The 16,949-nt window shown below is 47.1% G+C and carries 16 protein-coding genes and 1 tRNA gene; 15 read left to right on the plus strand and 2 right to left on the minus strand.

Annotated features, from left to right (window positions below):
* The first annotated feature begins 21 nt into the window (after positions 1–21).
* From Q8L79_RS10770 to Q8L79_RS10825, 12 genes are all read left to right on the plus strand, one after another.
* A complete protein-coding gene (locus Q8L79_RS10770; protein ID WP_305270883.1) occupies positions 22–417 on the plus strand; it encodes a CBS domain-containing protein in 396 nt (131 codons plus the stop codon).
* 74 nt (positions 418–491) lie between these two features.
* A complete protein-coding gene (sbcB, locus tag Q8L79_RS10775; RefSeq protein WP_305270885.1) occupies positions 492–1,952 on the plus strand; it encodes an exodeoxyribonuclease I in 1,461 nt (486 codons plus the stop codon).
* A gap of 58 nt (positions 1,953–2,010) precedes the next feature.
* A tRNA-Met gene (locus tag Q8L79_RS10780) sits at positions 2,011–2,087 on the plus strand.
* 170 nt (positions 2,088–2,257) lie between these two features.
* Positions 2,258–2,743, plus strand: coding sequence for a ribosome maturation factor RimP (gene rimP, locus Q8L79_RS10785; protein ID WP_305271253.1), 486 nt, complete (start codon positions 2,258–2,260; stop codon positions 2,741–2,743).
* Complete coding sequence (gene nusA, locus Q8L79_RS10790; RefSeq protein ID WP_305270888.1) at positions 2,733–4,250, plus strand: transcription termination factor NusA; 1,518 nt, start codon at positions 2,733–2,735, stop codon at positions 4,248–4,250. The genes rimP and nusA overlap by 11 nt, the downstream gene beginning before the upstream one ends.
* Positions 4,251–4,260: 10 nt before the next feature.
* The gene (infB, locus tag Q8L79_RS10795) at positions 4,261–6,936 is read left to right on the plus strand and encodes a translation initiation factor IF-2 (RefSeq protein ID WP_305270892.1); all 2,676 of its coding nucleotides are present in this window, start codon (positions 4,261–4,263) and stop codon (positions 6,934–6,936) included.
* A gap of 5 nt (positions 6,937–6,941) precedes the next feature.
* Positions 6,942–7,310, plus strand: a complete 369-nt coding sequence (gene rbfA, locus Q8L79_RS10800; protein ID WP_305270895.1) for a 30S ribosome-binding factor RbfA — start codon at positions 6,942–6,944, stop codon at positions 7,308–7,310.
* 5 nt (positions 7,311–7,315) lie between these two features.
* On the plus strand, positions 7,316–8,287 hold the full coding sequence (gene truB, locus Q8L79_RS10805) for a tRNA pseudouridine(55) synthase TruB (protein WP_305270897.1): 972 nt from the start codon (positions 7,316–7,318) through the stop codon (positions 8,285–8,287).
* A gap of 121 nt (positions 8,288–8,408) precedes the next feature.
* Positions 8,409–8,678, plus strand: a complete 270-nt coding sequence (gene rpsO, locus Q8L79_RS10810; RefSeq protein WP_305270900.1) for a 30S ribosomal protein S15 — start codon at positions 8,409–8,411, stop codon at positions 8,676–8,678.
* Positions 8,679–8,778: 100 nt separating this feature from the next.
* Positions 8,779–10,857, plus strand: a complete 2,079-nt coding sequence (gene pnp, locus Q8L79_RS10815) for a polyribonucleotide nucleotidyltransferase (protein WP_370869932.1) — start codon at positions 8,779–8,781, stop codon at positions 10,855–10,857.
* 200 nt (positions 10,858–11,057) lie between these two features.
* On the plus strand, positions 11,058–11,567 hold the full coding sequence (locus Q8L79_RS10820; RefSeq protein ID WP_305270903.1) for a M23 family metallopeptidase: 510 nt from the start codon (positions 11,058–11,060) through the stop codon (positions 11,565–11,567).
* A 233-nt stretch (positions 11,568–11,800) separates the two neighbouring features.
* On the plus strand, positions 11,801–12,145 hold the full coding sequence (locus tag Q8L79_RS10825; protein ID WP_305270906.1) for a hypothetical protein: 345 nt from the start codon (positions 11,801–11,803) through the stop codon (positions 12,143–12,145).
* A gap of 257 nt (positions 12,146–12,402) precedes the next feature.
* Here the strand turns inward: Q8L79_RS10825 and ispG are convergent, their stop codons facing one another.
* Positions 12,403–13,620, minus strand: a complete 1,218-nt coding sequence (gene ispG / locus Q8L79_RS10830; RefSeq protein ID WP_305270909.1) for a flavodoxin-dependent (E)-4-hydroxy-3-methylbut-2-enyl-diphosphate synthase — start codon at positions 13,618–13,620, stop codon at positions 12,403–12,405.
* Positions 13,621–13,706: 86 nt separating this feature from the next.
* Here ispG and Q8L79_RS10835 point away from each other — a divergent pair, with 86 nt between their 5' ends.
* From Q8L79_RS10835 to Q8L79_RS10845, 3 genes are all read left to right on the plus strand, one after another.
* Positions 13,707–14,435, plus strand: coding sequence for a metallophosphoesterase (locus tag Q8L79_RS10835; RefSeq protein WP_305270912.1), 729 nt, complete (start codon positions 13,707–13,709; stop codon positions 14,433–14,435).
* Between the two features lie 99 nt (positions 14,436–14,534).
* Positions 14,535–15,977: a phosphomannomutase gene (locus tag Q8L79_RS10840; protein WP_305270915.1), complete on the plus strand. Its 1,443-nt coding sequence runs from the start codon at positions 14,535–14,537 to the stop codon at positions 15,975–15,977.
* A 28-nt stretch (positions 15,978–16,005) separates the two neighbouring features.
* The gene (locus Q8L79_RS10845; protein WP_305270918.1) at positions 16,006–16,341 is read left to right on the plus strand and encodes a hypothetical protein; all 336 of its coding nucleotides are present in this window, start codon (positions 16,006–16,008) and stop codon (positions 16,339–16,341) included.
* 27 nt (positions 16,342–16,368) lie between these two features.
* Here the strand turns inward: Q8L79_RS10845 and Q8L79_RS10850 are convergent, their stop codons facing one another.
* Positions 16,369–16,839: a VOC family protein gene (locus Q8L79_RS10850; RefSeq protein WP_305270920.1), complete on the minus strand. Its 471-nt coding sequence runs from the start codon at positions 16,837–16,839 to the stop codon at positions 16,369–16,371.
* Between the last annotated feature and the right edge of the window lie 110 nt (positions 16,840–16,949).

Genomic DNA, 16,949 nt, shown 5'->3' on the forward strand with positions numbered 1-16,949 from the left:
TAAACAACGCAGGAGTTCATCATGTTGACGAAAATTACTGTTGCAGATTATATGTCGAAAAGATTGGTTACACTTGCCAAGGATAACGATGTAGTCGATGCCGTAAAGAAATTACTGGATCATAAAATCACCAGCGCTCCGGTTGTTGATCAAGTAGGTCGATTGCTGGGTATGTTTTCTGAAAAGGACGTCATGAACATTGTTTTGGAAGCCGCCTATAACCAAAGCATGAGTGGTAAGGTTGGCGATTATATGACTAAAGAAACCATTAGTGTGGATGCCGAATCCAGCATTGTAGATTTGGCGGAGAAGTTTCAGCAAACTTCAGTCAGAAGTTTTCCGGTTTTTCAGGATAATGATTTGGTTGGAATTGTCAGTCGCACGGATGTCTTAAGGGCTCTGGCTTCAATTCATTAAGGTTTATTTGTGCGCCGAGTCCGTTGTCGTAGCGGCTCCTGCGGCATTTCCAGTATTTATGGCTGTCAAAAATAATGAGTGGTACGCAGACCTTTTATTGGCATGATTATGAAACATTCGGTACGGACCCTCGAAAAGACAAGCCCGTTCAATTCGCCGGGATTCGTACTGATTTTGATTTCAATATCGTCGGCGATCCTTTAGTTGTTTACTGCAAGCCTTCGACAGACTGTCTTCCTCATCCTGAAGCCTGTTTAATTACCGGGATTACACCGCAGCTTGCCGAACAAAAAGGTGTTTGCGAAGCCGAGTTTATTCGTTTGATTCATGAGCAATTAGCTCAGCCCAATACCTGTACCCTCGGCTATAACAGTCTTCGTTTTGATGATGAGGTTACTCGTAATTGCCTTTATCGTAACTTTTATGATCCCTACGCAAGGGAATGGCAAAACGGCAATTCCCGTTGGGATTTAATCGATGTGGTCAGGGCGGCCAGAGCCCTGCGTCCTGATGGCATCGTCTGGCCTGTTAACGAAGAGGGTGGTCCCAGTTTCAGGCTGGATCAGCTCACCCGCGTCAATAACATAGCTCATGAAGCAGCGCATGATGCGCTTTCAGATGTTTATGCCACTTTGGCAATCACCAAGCTGGTCAAACAGGCCCAGCCCAAGCTCTACCAGTTTCTGTTACAACACCGGGTTAAAGCCGAAGCGCTTAATTTACTTCAGCTAGGCAGTTTGAAGCCTGTGGTTCATATTTCAGGCAAATACCCGGCCGTTAAAAATTGCTTAGCCGTAGTGCTTCCGGTTTGCAAGCATCCTACCAATGCCAACGGTGTAATTGTCTATGATTTATCCGTTGATCCTGAGTCGATGCTTCGCTTAACGGCGGAAGAAATTCAGCAAAGAATCTTTACAGCAACTGCGGACTTGCCGGAAGGTATGGCAAGAATCCCGTTAAAAGCCGTGCATATTAACAAATGTCCTGTTTTAGCGCCTGTGTCTGTTATCAGGCCGGAGGATGCTCAGCGTCTGGAAATTGATCTGGCATTGTGTCATGCTAATATAGACAAGATTAAAGCCGCTTCCGGTTTATCTGAAAAGTTGGCGGCGGTTTTTAGCGGTCAAACTTATATCGAACAAGACTCTGATCCTGATCTGGAAATATACAGTGGCGGTTTTTTTTCTGAAAACGATAAAAAGCAAATGTTTAAAATCAGGGGGATGTCGCCCGAGCAATTAGCAAAGTCTGTATTCAAATTTACTGATAGTCGATTGCCGGAAATGTTGTTTAGATACCGTGCCAGAAATTATCCTGAAACCTTGAATACTGATGATCTACGAAGATGGAATGAGTTCTGTGTTAACAGGTTAACAGGGCGTCAAACAGGGGCCGGTATTGTGCTCGGCAATTATTTCAGTCGATTGGAAGAATTGTGTCAAAGCGAAAATATAAATAGTCAGATTATTAATGCCTTGGAAGTTTATGCGCTTGAGAAAATACAGCACTTGGGACTCAATAAGTCACTCATTTAGACTAAAGAGATAAATAGGTTGCTAAATGCTGAGAATCCCCTATAATACACAAATCAATCGCGGGGTGGAGCAGCTTGGTAGCTCGTCGGGCTCATAACCCGAAGGTCGTAGGTTCAAATCCTGCCCCCGCTACCATATAAAACTGCATGGATGCAGGAGTTAGAGTGACTCAAGGATTGGTTGCTGAGAAACCCCATTTTGGGGTTTTTTATTTTCTGGGCTTTGATGATTTGGAAGCTCATAGTTGATTGTTAATGGAAGAGCCGTCGGCTCTTTTTTTTTGTGCGAAAGTAAGTGAGGAAAAAATGAAACAGGCTCCTGAGCACTTGGTTAATCTAATTGAGCCAATTGTTGAAGGTTTAGGTTATGAATGCGTAGGCATTGAATATAATCCTCATCCTAAACATGGCCTGTTAAGAATCTTTATTGATAGTGATAACGGGATATTGGTTGAAGACTGCACTAAGGTCAGTCATCAAATCAGCGGCGTCATGGACGTAGAAGACCCTATATTAGGTAACTATCATTTGGAGATTTCTTCACCGGGCGAAGACAGACCTTTTTTTAAAGTGAGCCAGTTCGAACGGTATATCGGCAGTACGGTGTTGGTTCATTTATTTAAAGCCATAGATGGACGTAGAAAAATTACAGGCCTGATCGAGAAAGTTGAAGGCGATATTATTACGCTAAAAGATGGCGAGCAGGTTTTTGAGGTTCCATTTATCGCGATGAGTAAAGCGCGTTTGGTTCCTGAGTATTTAATTGAAAAAGGAGGGCGCAGTGGCAAATAAAGAAATTTTGTTGGTGGTGGATGTTTTTTCTAATGAAAAGGATATTGAAAAAGAAGTCGTTTTCCAGGCGATAGAATCAGCATTAGAAGCTGCTACAATTAAACGTCACGCGAATCAAATTAAAGCTCGTGTCAGCATTAACAGAAAAACCGGCGACTATGTTACTTATAGAGTCTGGGAAGTGGTTGATGCCAACAGTCAAATTGACGGCGATGTAGAGTTTCCGGAAACACAAGTGTTGCTGGAAGTTGCAAGACTTGATAATCCGGATGTCCAGATCGGTGATTTGGTGGAAGAGGAAATTGAATCTGTCGATTTCGGCCGTATTGCTGCACAGACAGCCAAACAGGTTATTATTCACAAAGTCAGGGAAGCAGAGCGCAAGAAGATTGTTGATGCCTACCAGAGTCGCGTGGGCGAGCTGATTACCGGTATCGTAAAGCGTATTGAAAAAGGCAGTGTCTATCTGGATTTGGGTGGGCATGTCGAAGCTTATATCGCCAAAGAAGACATGATTCCCCGTGAAGCCATTCGTATTGGCGATAGAATCAGGGGGTATTTGAAGGATGTACGTTTAGAGCCTCGCGGTCCTCAATTGTTTGTGAGCCGAACCGCACCGGAGTTGTTGATTGCATTGTTTCGTCTTGAAGTGCCTGAAGTGGGCGAAGGCTTGATCGAAGTGATGGGAGCGGCGCGTGATCCCGGTTCCAGAGCTAAAATTGCCGTCAAAGGCAATGATCCCAGATTGGATCCAGTCGGCGCTTGCGTTGGCATGAGAGGATCAAGAGTGCAGTCGGTTTCAAATGAACTGGCCGGAGAGCGTGTTGACATTATTCTTTGGAATCCAAGTGATGCCCAATATGTAATCAATGCCATGTCACCGGCTGAAATCCAGTCCATTGTTGTCGATGAAGATAAACACAGTATGGATCTGGCGGTAAGTTCGGATAATTTGTCCCAGGCTATAGGTCGTGGCGGACAAAATGTACGTCTTGCAACCCAGTTAACAGGTTGGGAATTGAATGTTATTGATGCTTCTAAAGCGGAACAAAACAGTGAAGCCGAAGCTGACAAGATAAAGCAGTTATTTGTTGAGCAGTTGGATGTCGATGAAGACATTGCATTGATTTTAGTTGAAGAGGGTTTTAATACGGTTGAAGAAATCGCCTATGTTCCGGTCAGTGAAATGCTGGAAATTGAAGGCTTTGATGAAGATCTTGTTACTGCACTCAGAAGCCGAGCTAAAGATGCCTTACTGATTAGCGCAATTGCTGCTGAAGAAAAAATAGAGACGGCCGAACCTGCACAGGATTTGCTGGAAATGGAAGGTATGGACAGGGATTTGGCTTATGATATGGCAAGCCAAGGTATAATTACGATGGATGATTTAGCGGAGCAAGCAGTAGATGATTTGTTGAATTTTCCGGGAATGAACGAAGATCGGGCGGCAAAATTGATTATGAAGGCGCGTGAGCCTTGGTTTGCTGAGGAACAGGCGAGTAGGTAAGGGGTATGAAATGAGTAATAAAACGGTACGGCAATTAGCAGAGGTGGTAAAAATACCTCTGGAACGATTATTAGAGCAGCTGAAAGAAGCAGGATTATCTGCGAGTGCCCCTGATGATGTCATTAATGAAGACGAAAAGATGCAGCTGCTTGCGCATTTGCGCAAACGCCACGGTAAGGATGAAGGGGCGACCGAAGGTTCACTGAAACGGGTGACTTTAAAGCGCAGAACTGTTAGCGAGCTTAAACAGGCGAGCGTACCAGGCAGTACTACCAAAACGATTAGCGTTGAAGTTCGTAAACAGAAAACTTATATAAAGCGTAGTGAAGTTGCGGATTCTGACGAGCAAAAAAATCTGGAGTTGGCCAAGCACGCTCTTGAAGAGCAGATTGCAAAGCAAGCCGAAAGTCTTCCTTCTTCAGTTGAAGAGTCGGTAAATCCAAAAGAAGTCGCTTTGGAGCCAAAGAAAGAAGAAGTTGCAATTGAGCCGGAAATTAAGGCTGCTGTCGAGCCGGTTGAGACCGAAGTGGCTATTATCGTACCTGAAATTGGCAGTACCGATTCCCTACCGATGACAATACTTCCTCCATCTTTGCCCGTCGAAGAAAAGATTGAAGTGCCGGTTCAGGAAGAAAAGAAAGTTGACCATGAAAAGGCGGCTAAAGTCAAAGAAGCGACAGAAGCCAGAAAAAAACAACAGGAAAAGGATCTTCGACTGGAAGAATCCATCAAAAGAAATGCTGACAAAGTAAGGCAGCAAGCAACGGCCAAACAAGAAATTTTGCATAGAAAAAAACAGGAAGAAGGATCGCGCGCCGGAGCGGGCGGTAGAGACACCAAAAAAGCCAAGAAAAAAGGCAAGAAGACTGAACGCGTCAGTGTAAAGGCTGAAGGCAAACATCAATTTGAAATGCCGGTTGAACCTATTGTAAAAGAGGTTGCCATTCCGGAAATGATTATTGTGTCCGATCTTGCGCAAAAGATGAGTGTTAAAGCTGCGATGGTGATTAAACACCTCATGAAGCTTGGCATTATGGCAACTATTAATCAAAGCATAGACCAGGAAACAGCGGCAATTTTAGTTGAAGAAATGGGTCACAAAGCGATTATGCAGAGTGAAGACGATCTTGAACAGGAAATGCTGGCTGAGGCGCAAGAAGAAGATAATCGTGTCGAATTGCCGCGAGCGCCGATTGTTACCATCATGGGGCATGTCGATCACGGTAAAACCTCGCTGCTGGATTACATTCGTAAAACCCGCGTTGCTGCCGGTGAAGCGGGCGGTATTACCCAGCATATCGGTGCCTATCAGGTAAAAACCGATCACGGATCGGTAACCTTTTTGGATACACCGGGTCACGCGGCATTTACCGCCATGCGCGCCAGAGGCGCGGATGTTACCGACGTGGTGATTGTCGTTGTTGCCGCGGATGACGGCGTTATGCCGCAAACCAAAGAAGCGGTCGAGCATGCCCGAGCGGCCAATGTGCCGATTATTGTGGCGATGAACAAGATTGACAAGCCCGATGCAAACCCCGATAAAGTGATGCAAGAGCTGTCTACCATCAACGTGCTTGCGGAAGAGTGGGGCGGCGATGTGCAGTTCCTCAAAATTTCGGCAAAAACCGGTGAAGGTATCGATGAATTAATTGAAGCTTTAATTGTTCAAACTGAAATTCTTGAATTAAAAGCACCTGTTGAAGGTGCGGCATCCGGTATTGTTATTGAGTCAAGACTTGATAAAGGTCGTGGTGTCGTGGCAACGGTGCTGATTCAAAAAGGCACTCTGGAAAGCGGGCAAATGGTGCTGTGCGGCCATGAATACGGTCGTGTTCGAGCCATGTTTAACGAGAACGGCGTAAACATCAAAGAAGCCGGGCCTTGTGCTCCTGTTGAGATTTTAGGGCTTTCGGGTACACCGAATGCCGGTGATGAATTTCTGGTGGTACAAAACGAACGTATTGCCAAAGATTTGGCCAAGCATCGTGAAGACCGCAAAAAACTGTCCCGGCATGCCGTACAACAAGCCTCCAAGCTGGACGAAGTATTTTCCAGAATGGCTACCGGTGAGATTGCCAGCGTCAATCTGGTACTTAAAACGGATGTTCAGGGCAGTCTGGAAGCGTTGCGCAGCTCCTTGGTCGGGTTGTCGAATGACGAAGTCGAAGTCAAAGTCGTTTTCGGTGGCGTCGGCGGTATTAATGAAGGCGATGCGAATTTGGCATTGGCTTCCGGTGCGATTCTGATGGGTTTTAATGTCCGGGCTGATGCAGCTGCACGAAGACTGATTGAAGAAAAAGGCATCGATCTGCATTACTACAGCATCATTTATGAAGCGATTGATGAGGTTAAAAAAGCCATCAGCGGCATGTTGGCGCCTGAAATCAGAGAGCAGATTGTCGGTCTTGCCGAAGTGCGCGATGTCTTTAAATCGCCGAAATTCGGCGCGATTGCCGGTTGTATGGTTGTTGACGGTTATGTGAAGAGAAATCTGCCGATACGGGTTCTGCGTAATAACGTAGTAATCTATGAAGGACAGCTGGAATCTTTACGTCGTTTCAAAGACGATGCGGCCGAGGTCAAGATGGGCATGGAGTGCGGCATCGGTGTAAAAAATTACAACGATGTACAGCCCGGCGATCAGATCGAAGTGTTTGAACGCATAGAAGTTAAACGGGAACTGTAAACCTTATGGCAAGAGAATTCGGTCGTAATGCCCGCGTTTCATCGCAGATGCAAAAAGAGCTTTCTTTGGTTTTGCAAAGGGATATTGATGACTCCAGGCTGGGTTTTATTACTATCAATGAAGTGGTAGTCACTAAAGACCTTGCTGTTGCAAAAGTATATGTCACGGTATTGAATGTCGATGAGCAAGGCAAAAAAGCCAATGTTAAATTGCTTAACGAAATGTCGCCGGTCATCCGGCATCAATTGGCCAAAAGAATGCGCTTAAGGCACATTTCTGACTTGCGTTTTTATTACGATGACTCGTTTGATACCGGCATGCGGGTATCGGAACTATTAAGCGGTTTGGATAAGCGCGACGAAGACGAAGGTTAGTTCAGATGAGTAAACGCAAGTCCGGGTGCAATATTCACGGCATATTGCTGTTAGATAAGCGCCTGGGAGTGTCTTCAAACAAAGCCTTACAGGAAGTCAGGCGCTTGTTTAATGCCAATAAAGCTGGGCATACCGGCAGTCTTGATCCTCTGGCTACCGGTTTGTTGCCGCTTTGTTTTGGCGAAGCGACCAAAGTGTCGGCGTTGATGCTTGATGACCATAAACGTTATCAAGTTGTTATTCAACTCGGAATCATGACCGATACCGGCGATCTGGAAGGCGCTGTTATAGAGACCAAGCCGGTGCCGGAGCTATCCATCGACGACATACACGCCTGTCTGGAAAAATTTACCGGCGAAATCGATCAAGTTCCCCCCATGTATTCGGCTTTAAAGCATAACGGTAAAAAGCTGTATGAACTGGCGAGGGAAGGCAAAACTGTTGAGCGCAAAGCCAGACGTATCACCATATTTGAATTGAAGTTGCTGACCGATTCTCAAGCTCTGGCTGAGCAACCGGATCAATTGACGCTGGACGTATTTTGCTCAAAAGGCACTTATATTCGCTCGCTCGCGGAAGACATCGGGCACACTTTGGGCTGCGGCGGAACGGTAAAGGAATTACGCCGACTGGAAGCGGGTCAATTCAACATTGAAAATGCCAGAACCATCGAACAATTGACGGAAATGGATCAGCAAAGCTTGTTTCAATGCCTGATTAATGTCGATAAACCATTGGAAGCTCTACCCGCTGTGCAGTTGTCTGATGAACAGACAATCTGCATAAAATACGGTCAGTCGCTCGATTTTTTGCCTTCCGATGAACTCGGCGCGAACGGAACGGATGCAAGCTTGGAAAGTAAGCAAGGTACAGTGCGTATGTACAATGATGCGGTCTTTTTAGGCTTGGGGGAAATGCTAAGGGATGGTAAACTAGCGCCTAAGAAGTTGTTTAATATGAGCAACGAATCAGTTTGAGCTAGATGCTCAAACTGAAAGAATACACCTGTTTCTACACCCTATCGCGGAAACAGTGTACTTAAGGAGTCGTCATGTTGGCGGCTTTATTTTTAATTTTTAATCTAAATAGGGATTACAAATGCCATTTACAGCAGAACAAAAAAAAGCGGTCGTTGAGGCCTATCGTCAATCAGAAACCGACACAGGTTCGCCTGAAGTACAAGTCGCTTTATTGACAGCGCATATCACGCATTTAACACCGCACTTTGCAGAACATAAAAAAGACAACCATTCACGTCGTGGATTGTTGCGCATGGTTAATCAGCGTCGTAAATTGCTGGATTATCTAAAAAATAAAGATGTAGCCCGTTACCGCACTTTGATTGAACGTCTCGGATTACGTAAGTAATAGAACAAAGAAACGGCACAGACTTCTTGTGCCGTTTCTGTTTTAACATTTCATGGATTGAACAAATTTTCAAACAACCTCTACACAAAGGAACCTTATAGTGAATCCTATCAGGAAAGAATTTCAGTACGGCGATCGACTCGTTAAATTAGAAACTGGTGAAATAGCACGTCAAGCAGACGGTGCTGTCATGATCGATGTAGATGGTACAACACTGTTGGTCACTGTCGTCGGTAAAAAACAGGCAAGCGGCGGCGACTTTTTTCCGTTGACTGTTAACTATCAAGAAAAAGCTTATGCAGCCGGTAAAATACCAGGCGGCTTTTTTAAGAGAGAAGGTCGTCCGAGTGAAAAAGAGACTTTAACGTCTCGTCTGATTGACCGTCCTATTCGTCCTCTTTTCCCTGAGGGCTATACCAACGAAGTTCAGATCATTGCAACAGTCGTATCGCTCAATCCTGAAGTTGATCCCGAAATTCCTGCTTTACTGGGTGCCTCTGCTGCCTTGGCAGTTTCAGGTTTGCCTTTTAACGGCCCGGTAGGCGCTGCTACTGTTGGATATAAAGACGGCGAATACATATTAAACCCTACTCCTGCTGCATTAAAGGAATCACAGCTGGAATTGGTGGTTGCCGGAACGGCACATGCCGTATTAATGGTTGAGTCTGAAGCTGACAATTTGTCGGAAGAAGTGATGTTGGGCGCAGTTTTATTCGGTCACCAGCAAATGCAGGTTGCCATTAACGCCATTAACGAATTTGCAGCCGCTGCCGGTGCAGGCGTTGTTGAGTGGGTAGCCCCCGCAGTTAATGCCGAACTTAAAAAACTGGTCACTGCCGAAGTTGAAGCAGGCATTAAAGCCGCTTATCAAGTCGCGGAAAAACTGGTTAGACAAGAACAACTGAAAGAGATTAGAAATGCCGTAGTTGAAAAACTGACGGTAAATGGCGAGTATGCAGAAAGCGACATACGCGGCATTATCGAACATCTGGAATACAGTATCGTTCGTAACGCTATCCTTAACGAAGGCAAACGTATTGACGGGCGCGAATTAGACAAAATCAGACCGATTACTGTCAGAACCGGCGTATTGCCTAGAACTCACGGGTCAGCATTATTTACCCGCGGCGAAACTCAGGCCTTGGTTGTTGCAACACTGGGAACGCAACGCGATGCGCAAATCATCGACGCATTGGCCGGTGAGTACAAAGAGCCGTTCATGCTGCACTATAACTTCCCTCCGTACAGCGTTGGCGAAACCGGTTTTGTCGGTTCACCAAAACGTCGTGAAATCGGTCATGGCCGTTTGGCGAAACGTGGGGTTGCCGCCGTGTTGCCAAACATGGAAGAGTTCCCGTACACCATTCGCGTGGTCTCGGAAGTAACAGAATCCAACGGATCAAGCTCCATGGCTTCGGTCTGCGGAAGCAGTCTGGCGTTAATGGATGCCGGTGTGCCCATTAAATCACCTGTTGCCGGTATCGCGATGGGTCTGATTAAAGAAGGCGACAGCTTTGCAGTATTGTCTGACATCATGGGTGATGAAGATCACCTGGGCGATATGGACTTTAAAGTTGCCGGTTCAGTGGACGGCATTACCGCACTGCAAATGGACATCAAAATAGATGGCATTACCGCAGAAATCATGAAGTCGGCTCTGGATCAAGCAAAACACGGTCGTTTGCATATCCTGAACGAAATGAATAAGGCATTGTCCACCACCCGTGAAGAAATGTCAGACTTCGCACCGCGTATCATCACTTTTAAAATCGATCCTAGCAAAATTCGCGAAGTTATCGGTAAAGGCGGCGCAACCATACGCAGCATTACCGAGCAAACCGGTGCCAGCGTTGATTTGACCGATGATGGTGTCGTTAAAGTGGCTTCTGTTGATAAAGCAGCCGGTGAAGAAGCTCGTCGTATGATCGAAGAAATTACCGCAGAAGTTGAGGTCGGTAAGATCTACGAAGGCAAAGTAGTCAGATTAATGGACTTCGGTGCATTTGTTACCATTCTTCCTGGCAAAGACGGCTTGGTTCATATCTCGCAAATTTCAGACGAACGCGTTGATAAAGTCAGCGACAGATTGAATGAAGGCGATGTGGTCAAAGTCAAAGTACTTGAAATAGACCGTCAAGGCAGAGTCAGATTGAGTATGAAAGAAGTCGAAGTAGAATAACCTATGCTTGGTTGCCGCTCTTGACAAAAGGGCGGCTTAAGGGTGTAAAAAGGGATTGTGATTCGTCGCAGTCCCTTTTTTCGTTTGGCTTATTACATAAAAATTTAGGCGAATAAAGTAAGCTGGAAGATATTTAAAACATGTGCTCAGGGATAATGCATGGAATATAAGTGCAGATAAAGTATATTCACTTCAACATCATGAAAAAAATATCACTGATCCTTTTATCCATAGTGATTGCCTTCGGTTTTCTGATTCCGACAAGCCACAAAATTCCGGTAGAGGGTGCGAGCGAGGCCGATTGGAATCCGGCATCCTTCTGGTACCATCCTTGGGGGCGTTCCGGTACACACAAAGGTATAGATATTTTTGCCAAACAAGGGGTTCCGGTATTGGCGGCGAGTAGCGGCGTGGTGGTCTATACCGGTTTTAATGACATAGGCGGTAATATGGTAGTGGTATTGGGTGCGAAATGGCGTTTTTATTACTATGCTCATTTGCAGCAAATTGATACCCGTGTTTTACGACTGATCAGCATGGGCGATGCTATTGGTACAGTCGGTAATACCGGCAATGCACAAGGGAAACCTCCACATTTACATTTTGTTGTTCGCAGTTTGTTTCCATTATTTTGGCAATACGATGACAGTAAGCCGGAGTCTTGGAGCAGAATGTTTTACATTGATCCCGTTACGCTTTTAACTCCATAGTAGGGAGCGCAGAGCAAGAAATACCGCCGAGGGCGTTTGCTGATTGCCAATCTCCAGATTGGGAATCTCTAAACAAAAAGCCGGAGTTTCTAAGAACTGATTCCCAAGCTTGAACTTGAGAATCAGCAAAGTTGTCCCACAGCCCGAGTTAGCATAATCGATGTTTATCGCTTCGAGGCATCGGGGAGTTAAATGACGTCAGTCAATCCACAAATAATCAATCGTGAATAAAAATGATCAGCGACAGTCAAAAAATACAAATAGCTAAAAATTTCTCAGAGCTGCACAAAACGCCATTTGCTGCATGGACGCCGGATAAGGAATATCTGTCAGATGATGATCGTTATTTGGCGGTTTATGACAACCTTATTCTTGGCGTTTACGGCGATTGCTATGGGATTAACGCCGAGTACGATGAAGATGATAATTTAATCCAAGAAGCTACAGAGTTTGAAGTTGAGGTTGAAGGATTTGAATCAAAAGCAGGGCAGCCTGAAGTATTCTTTTTTGAAATAACCAGTGAATTGACAGGGGTAGGTAAATTCATTGAAGAACATGGCAGACATGGCGATTGGTAGCCAAGATGGAGTTTACGAGATCCGGGATATTCCTGCAGCGTGCTCGCGGATTACACTATGTTTCCATCCCAGCCACTTGCTTCATGGGATTATTAATCTAAGTTGCTTTATTTAAGGTAGGATGAAGTGGACTTGGTAACCTCAATCTACGCGCTTTCCCATACCCAGTATTGGAAAGTTCCGTAGATCGGGTTAGCCGTATAAGCGCGTAACCCAAACTATGGAGCTTACCTACATGCTTCTTTTATTGATTATGCTTACGGCGCGTAATGCGTTTCAATATAGCGTTGTACGATTTCCTGAAACTCTTCAGCAATCCGGTCGCCTTTCAAAGTAACCGTTTTTTCGCCGTCTTCATAAACCGGCGCTACCGGGGTTTCGCCGGTGCCGGGCAGGCTGATGCCGATGTTGGCGCTTTTGCTTTCGCCCGGCCCGTTGACTACGCAACCCATAACCGCCACTTCCATGGTTTCAACGCCCGGATATTGGGTGCGCCATACCGGCATTTGATCGCGTAAATAGCTTTGTATATCCATCGCCAGTTTCTGGAAATAATCGCTGGTGGTGCGACCGCAACCGGGGCAGGAGATAACCATCGGGGTGAATGAACGAAAGCCCATGGTTTGCAGGATTTCCTGACCGACAATGACTTCCTGGGTTCTGGATGCGCCGGGTTCGGGCGTCAGGGAAATGCGGATGGTGTCGCCGATACCTTGTTGCATTAATACCGATAAAGCGGCAGCCGATGAGACGATGCCTTTGGAGCCCATGCCCGCTTCGGTCAATCCCAGATGCAACGCGTAATCGCAACGGCCGGAAAGGTCTTGGTAGATGTTGATCAGTTCCTGCACATTGCTGATCTTGCAGGACAGGATGATTTTGTTTTTGCCAAGCCCCAGTTCTTCGGCTTTAGCGGCGCTTTCAAGTGCCGACAGTACGATCGCTTTGCGGGTGACCGCCGCCAGAGGCTCAGGTGTTTGCAGACTTCTGTTTTCATCCAGTAAACGGGTCAACACCGCTGGATCCAAACTGCCGCCGTTGACGCCGATGCGTACCGGTTTGTCATACTGGCAGGCAAATTCAATCATTTGCTGGAATTGGGGATCACGGCTTTTACCGCGGCCTACGTTGCCCGGATTAATGCGGTATTTATCCAGAGCCTGAGCGCAGTCCGGGTATTTTTCCAGCAGTTTATGGCCGTTAAAATGGAAGTCGCCGACGATCGGGGTCGAGTTGCCTTTTTTATCCAACTGGTTGCGGATTTCGGCAACGGCCGCAGCCGCCTCTTCGGAATTAACTGTGATGCGGACCAGCTCGGAACCGGCAGCGGCCAGTTCGATGATTTGGTTAACGGTTGCAGTAATGTTGGCGGTATCGGTATTCGTCATTGACTGAACAACGATTGGAGCGCCGCCGCCGACTTTAACATCGCCGATTAAAACTTGATGAGTGATTTTTCTAAGGCTAATAGACATATACAAAATCTTTTGGAAAAGGTTACAGTTATCTGAAAGAATGTTGTTAAATTATACGCCGTACAGGCCATTAAGTAGAGTTTAGTGTGAGGATAAATTATTTTTCCGATATACATTTGGAGTTCGGATTACTGAAAACCCCGGACAATGATGCCGACATCATCGTCGCAGCGGGCGATATAGGCATCGGTATGCAAGGCGTCGAGTGGCTCAAAACGTTGAATAAACCGGTCATTTACGTTGCCGGTAATCACGAGTTTTACACTCATGAATATCAACAAACATTGCAGTCGATCCGTAATCAATGCGCCGGCAGCAATGTGCATTTTCTTGAGAACGACCGCTTTATATTTCAAGGTGTGCGTTTTTTAGGCTGTACTCTTTGGACCGATCTGTTTGTTGAAGGTGACAAAACAGCAGCGGCTTTAGGTAAGACGTTAAATGATTTCAGGCGAATTCAATTTGCCGAAAAGCCTTTTGATGCGACGCAGTTTAGCCATTTACATCAAAGCTCAAAGATGTGGCTGGAACAAGAATTAGCTCAGCCGTTTTCAGGAAAAACTGTAGTGATAACGCATCATGCGCCTTCCTTGTGGAGCTGGAATGATTCGGCTTATGCGCTTAAAAAATTGGCCTATTGTAATGATATGAAACCCTTGCTGCATGAATACGAGATTGCAGCCTGGTTCCACGGCCATATCCACAGCCAGATAGATTATCGTATAGCGGGCGCCAGAATATTGTGTAATCCCAGAGGTTATGTGGGTACAAAAGTCGTCCCCCGATTTGATCAGAACAGGATGGTGGAGATTTAGACTAATGCTGTTTAGCCTTGTGCCCGTGCTGAGCTATTACGAAAATCATTCAAAGTAAACAGACTTTTTACCCATATAACCTTACAAACCAAACACCCCATGACAAAAATCAATATCCAACAAATGATGGCCGAAAGCGGTGTGGCTTTCGGTACCAGCGGCGCGCGCGGACTGGTTAGCCAAATGACCGATCAGGTCTGTACTGCCTACACGCTGGCGTTTTTGCACGGTCTCGGCCTTGCGCAACCGGGGCAAAAAATCGCCTTGGGCATGGACTTGCGCCCGTCCAGTCCGGCCATCGTCCTCGCTTGCGTGGCCGGTATCCGCCAAGCCGGTTGCGAGGTGGATTTCTGCGGGATGCTGCCCACCCCGGCGCTGGCTTTGTACGCCTTGAAACAAGGCATACCGGCAATCATGGTTACCGGCAGTCACATTCCGTTCGATCGCAACGGCATCAAGTTTTATCGGGCCGAAGGCGAGATCAGCAAAGCCGACGAAGCGGCTATTACCCATGCCGAAGTCGAGTTGCAAGCGATTACCGACAATACGCTATTACCGACCGTCAATTCCACCGCCTTGCAGCAATACCGGCAGCGCTACACCAGCCTGTTTGCCGCCGATTTGCTGACCGGTTGGCGGATCGGGGTTTATGAGCATTCGAGCGCGGCGCGCGATTGTCTGCGTGATGTGCTGAGCGCTCTGGGCGCGGATGTGGTCGGTTTGGGGCGTACGGATACCTTTGTGCCTCTCGATACCGAAGCGGTCAGCGAAGAAGACCGCCAACGGGGACTGACCTGGGCGGCAGAGCATCATCTGGATGCCATTATCTCCACCGACGGCGACGGCGATCGGCCACTGGTCGCCGATGAGACCGGTAACTGGTTGCGCGGCGATATCGTCGGCTTATTGTGCGCGCATTTTCTGGGTGTCGACACCGTAGTCACTCCGGTGAGTTGCAATACTGCAATCGAAACATCAGGATTGTTTCGGCAGGTTAGCCGTACCCGCATCGGTTCGCCGTACGTAATTGCCGGTATGGAACAGATGCTCGCGGCCGGTAGCCCCAGCGTGGTCGGTTTTGAAGCCAACGGCGGTTTTCTGGTGGGCAACGATTTGACGGTTGGAGAACAAATCCTGACCGCGCTGCCGACCCGCGATGCCGTATTGCCCGCCTTGGCTGTATTGGCGATGGCTCGGCAACAGGGCGACAAAGTATCGGCTCTGCTCAGCGCTTTGCCGCAACGTTATACCGCCAGCAACCGTTTGCAGGACTTTCCTGTTGCCAATAGCCGGGCCTTGTTGGATAGCCTGCAAAGCGATGATACGGCCTATCAAAACTTGTGGGGTAATGAGTTGGGCGCGGTTACCCGGCGGGATTTGACCGATGGCCTGCGCCTGATTTTCAGCAATGGCGAGATCGTGCATTTGCGTCCGTCCGGCAATGCGCCGGAACTGCGCTGTTATGCCGAAGCCGACAACATGGATCGGGCGCAGACGCTGGTTACATTGAGTCTGCAACGCATTGCCGAAGACTACAAATAAGCACTTCAATGCATTGCTGGGGAACTTTATGAATGTCTATATAACCGTATTTGCCGCCATAATGACATTATCAGGCAGTGCTGTTGCAAGTCCGGCTTTCCTGCCGGAAGACCCGAAACGACCTGCTGACAAGATTGCTCATGACCTCAATATCGCGCCGGAACAGTTCACCGCCTGTTTTAGGAATGTTTCCCCGGCCCCGCAGGGAACACGACCCACTGCGGGTCGTGTCCATTCCAACAAGGCGATTCTTCTAAGCTATTTGCAGAAAGAAAACTCCCATATCACCAATGTCATGCTGGACGAAGTGATGGATCGATACCGCCCAGGCGGGCGTAAAGCACAATTACCGATAAACGAATAGACTTGACCTTTGCCCCAGGCGCAATTGTCAGGTATTGCCCTGTTGGAAGAGCGCTTCAGCGCGCCTGTTGATTTCCTCTGGTGCAATATCTTCCTTATGGGTAGCAAGAAACCAAATGTGCCCGAAAGGATCTTGCAACGTACCGGTGCGATCGCCGTAAAACTGGTCGAACACTGGCTTGACTGCCTTTGCCCCGGCGCTAACGGCCTGAGCAAATTGAGCGTCCACATCTTGCACATAAACATGCAGAGCAACCGACGAGCCGCCGAGTGACTGGGGGGTGCGAAATGCGCCTTGTTCACAGGGATCGGCCAGCATGACGGATGAATCGCCGATTTTAATTTCGGCGTGTCCAATTTGGCCGTTTGGATGCGATAAACGAAATATTTCAGTTGCACCAAACGCCCGCTTGTAAAATTCAATGGCTTCGGATGCCCCTTTAACCATCAGGTATGGGGTTATAGAATGATAGCCATCCGGAATCGGTTTTACTGTCATGAGTTTCTCCTTAATTAACAATGTCTACAGTGGAAATGAGGGATTGGGCAGCTTTATCGCACAGCGGTCGTATTGTTAGGCTGGACGAGTAATGGCAAGACCTCATGATT

Origin of the sequence: Methylobacter sp. (assembly GCF_030680395.1) — a bacterium.
Classification (GTDB): domain Bacteria; phylum Pseudomonadota; class Gammaproteobacteria; order Methylococcales; family Methylomonadaceae; genus Methylobacter_A.

What these genes read in the sequence shown, in the direction of transcription:
- Q8L79_RS10770 (WP_305270883.1), top strand. Translation starts at nt 22, where the DNA reads ATGTTGACGAAAATTACTGTTGCAGATTATATGTCGAAAAGATTGGTT.
- sbcB (WP_305270885.1), top strand. Translation starts at nt 492, where the DNA reads ATGAGTGGTACGCAGACCTTTTATTGGCATGATTATGAAACATTCGGT.
- rimP (WP_305271253.1), top strand. Translation starts at nt 2,258, where the DNA reads ATGAAACAGGCTCCTGAGCACTTGGTTAATCTAATTGAGCCAATTGTT.
- infB (WP_305270892.1), top strand. Translation starts at nt 4,261, where the DNA reads ATGAGTAATAAAACGGTACGGCAATTAGCAGAGGTGGTAAAAATACCT.
- rbfA (WP_305270895.1), top strand. Translation starts at nt 6,942, where the DNA reads ATGGCAAGAGAATTCGGTCGTAATGCCCGCGTTTCATCGCAGATGCAA.
- truB (WP_305270897.1), top strand. Translation starts at nt 7,316, where the DNA reads ATGAGTAAACGCAAGTCCGGGTGCAATATTCACGGCATATTGCTGTTA.
- rpsO (WP_305270900.1), top strand. Translation starts at nt 8,409, where the DNA reads ATGCCATTTACAGCAGAACAAAAAAAAGCGGTCGTTGAGGCCTATCGT.
- Q8L79_RS10820 (WP_305270903.1), top strand. Translation starts at nt 11,058, where the DNA reads ATGAAAAAAATATCACTGATCCTTTTATCCATAGTGATTGCCTTCGGT.
- Q8L79_RS10825 (WP_305270906.1), top strand. Translation starts at nt 11,801, where the DNA reads ATGATCAGCGACAGTCAAAAAATACAAATAGCTAAAAATTTCTCAGAG.
- ispG (WP_305270909.1), bottom strand. Translation starts at nt 13,620, where the DNA reads ATGTCTATTAGCCTTAGAAAAATCACTCATCAAGTTTTAATCGGCGAT.
- Q8L79_RS10840 (WP_305270915.1), top strand. Translation starts at nt 14,535, where the DNA reads ATGACAAAAATCAATATCCAACAAATGATGGCCGAAAGCGGTGTGGCT.
- Q8L79_RS10845 (WP_305270918.1), top strand. Translation starts at nt 16,006, where the DNA reads ATGAATGTCTATATAACCGTATTTGCCGCCATAATGACATTATCAGGC.
- Q8L79_RS10850 (WP_305270920.1), bottom strand. Translation starts at nt 16,839, where the DNA reads ATGACAGTAAAACCGATTCCGGATGGCTATCATTCTATAACCCCATAC.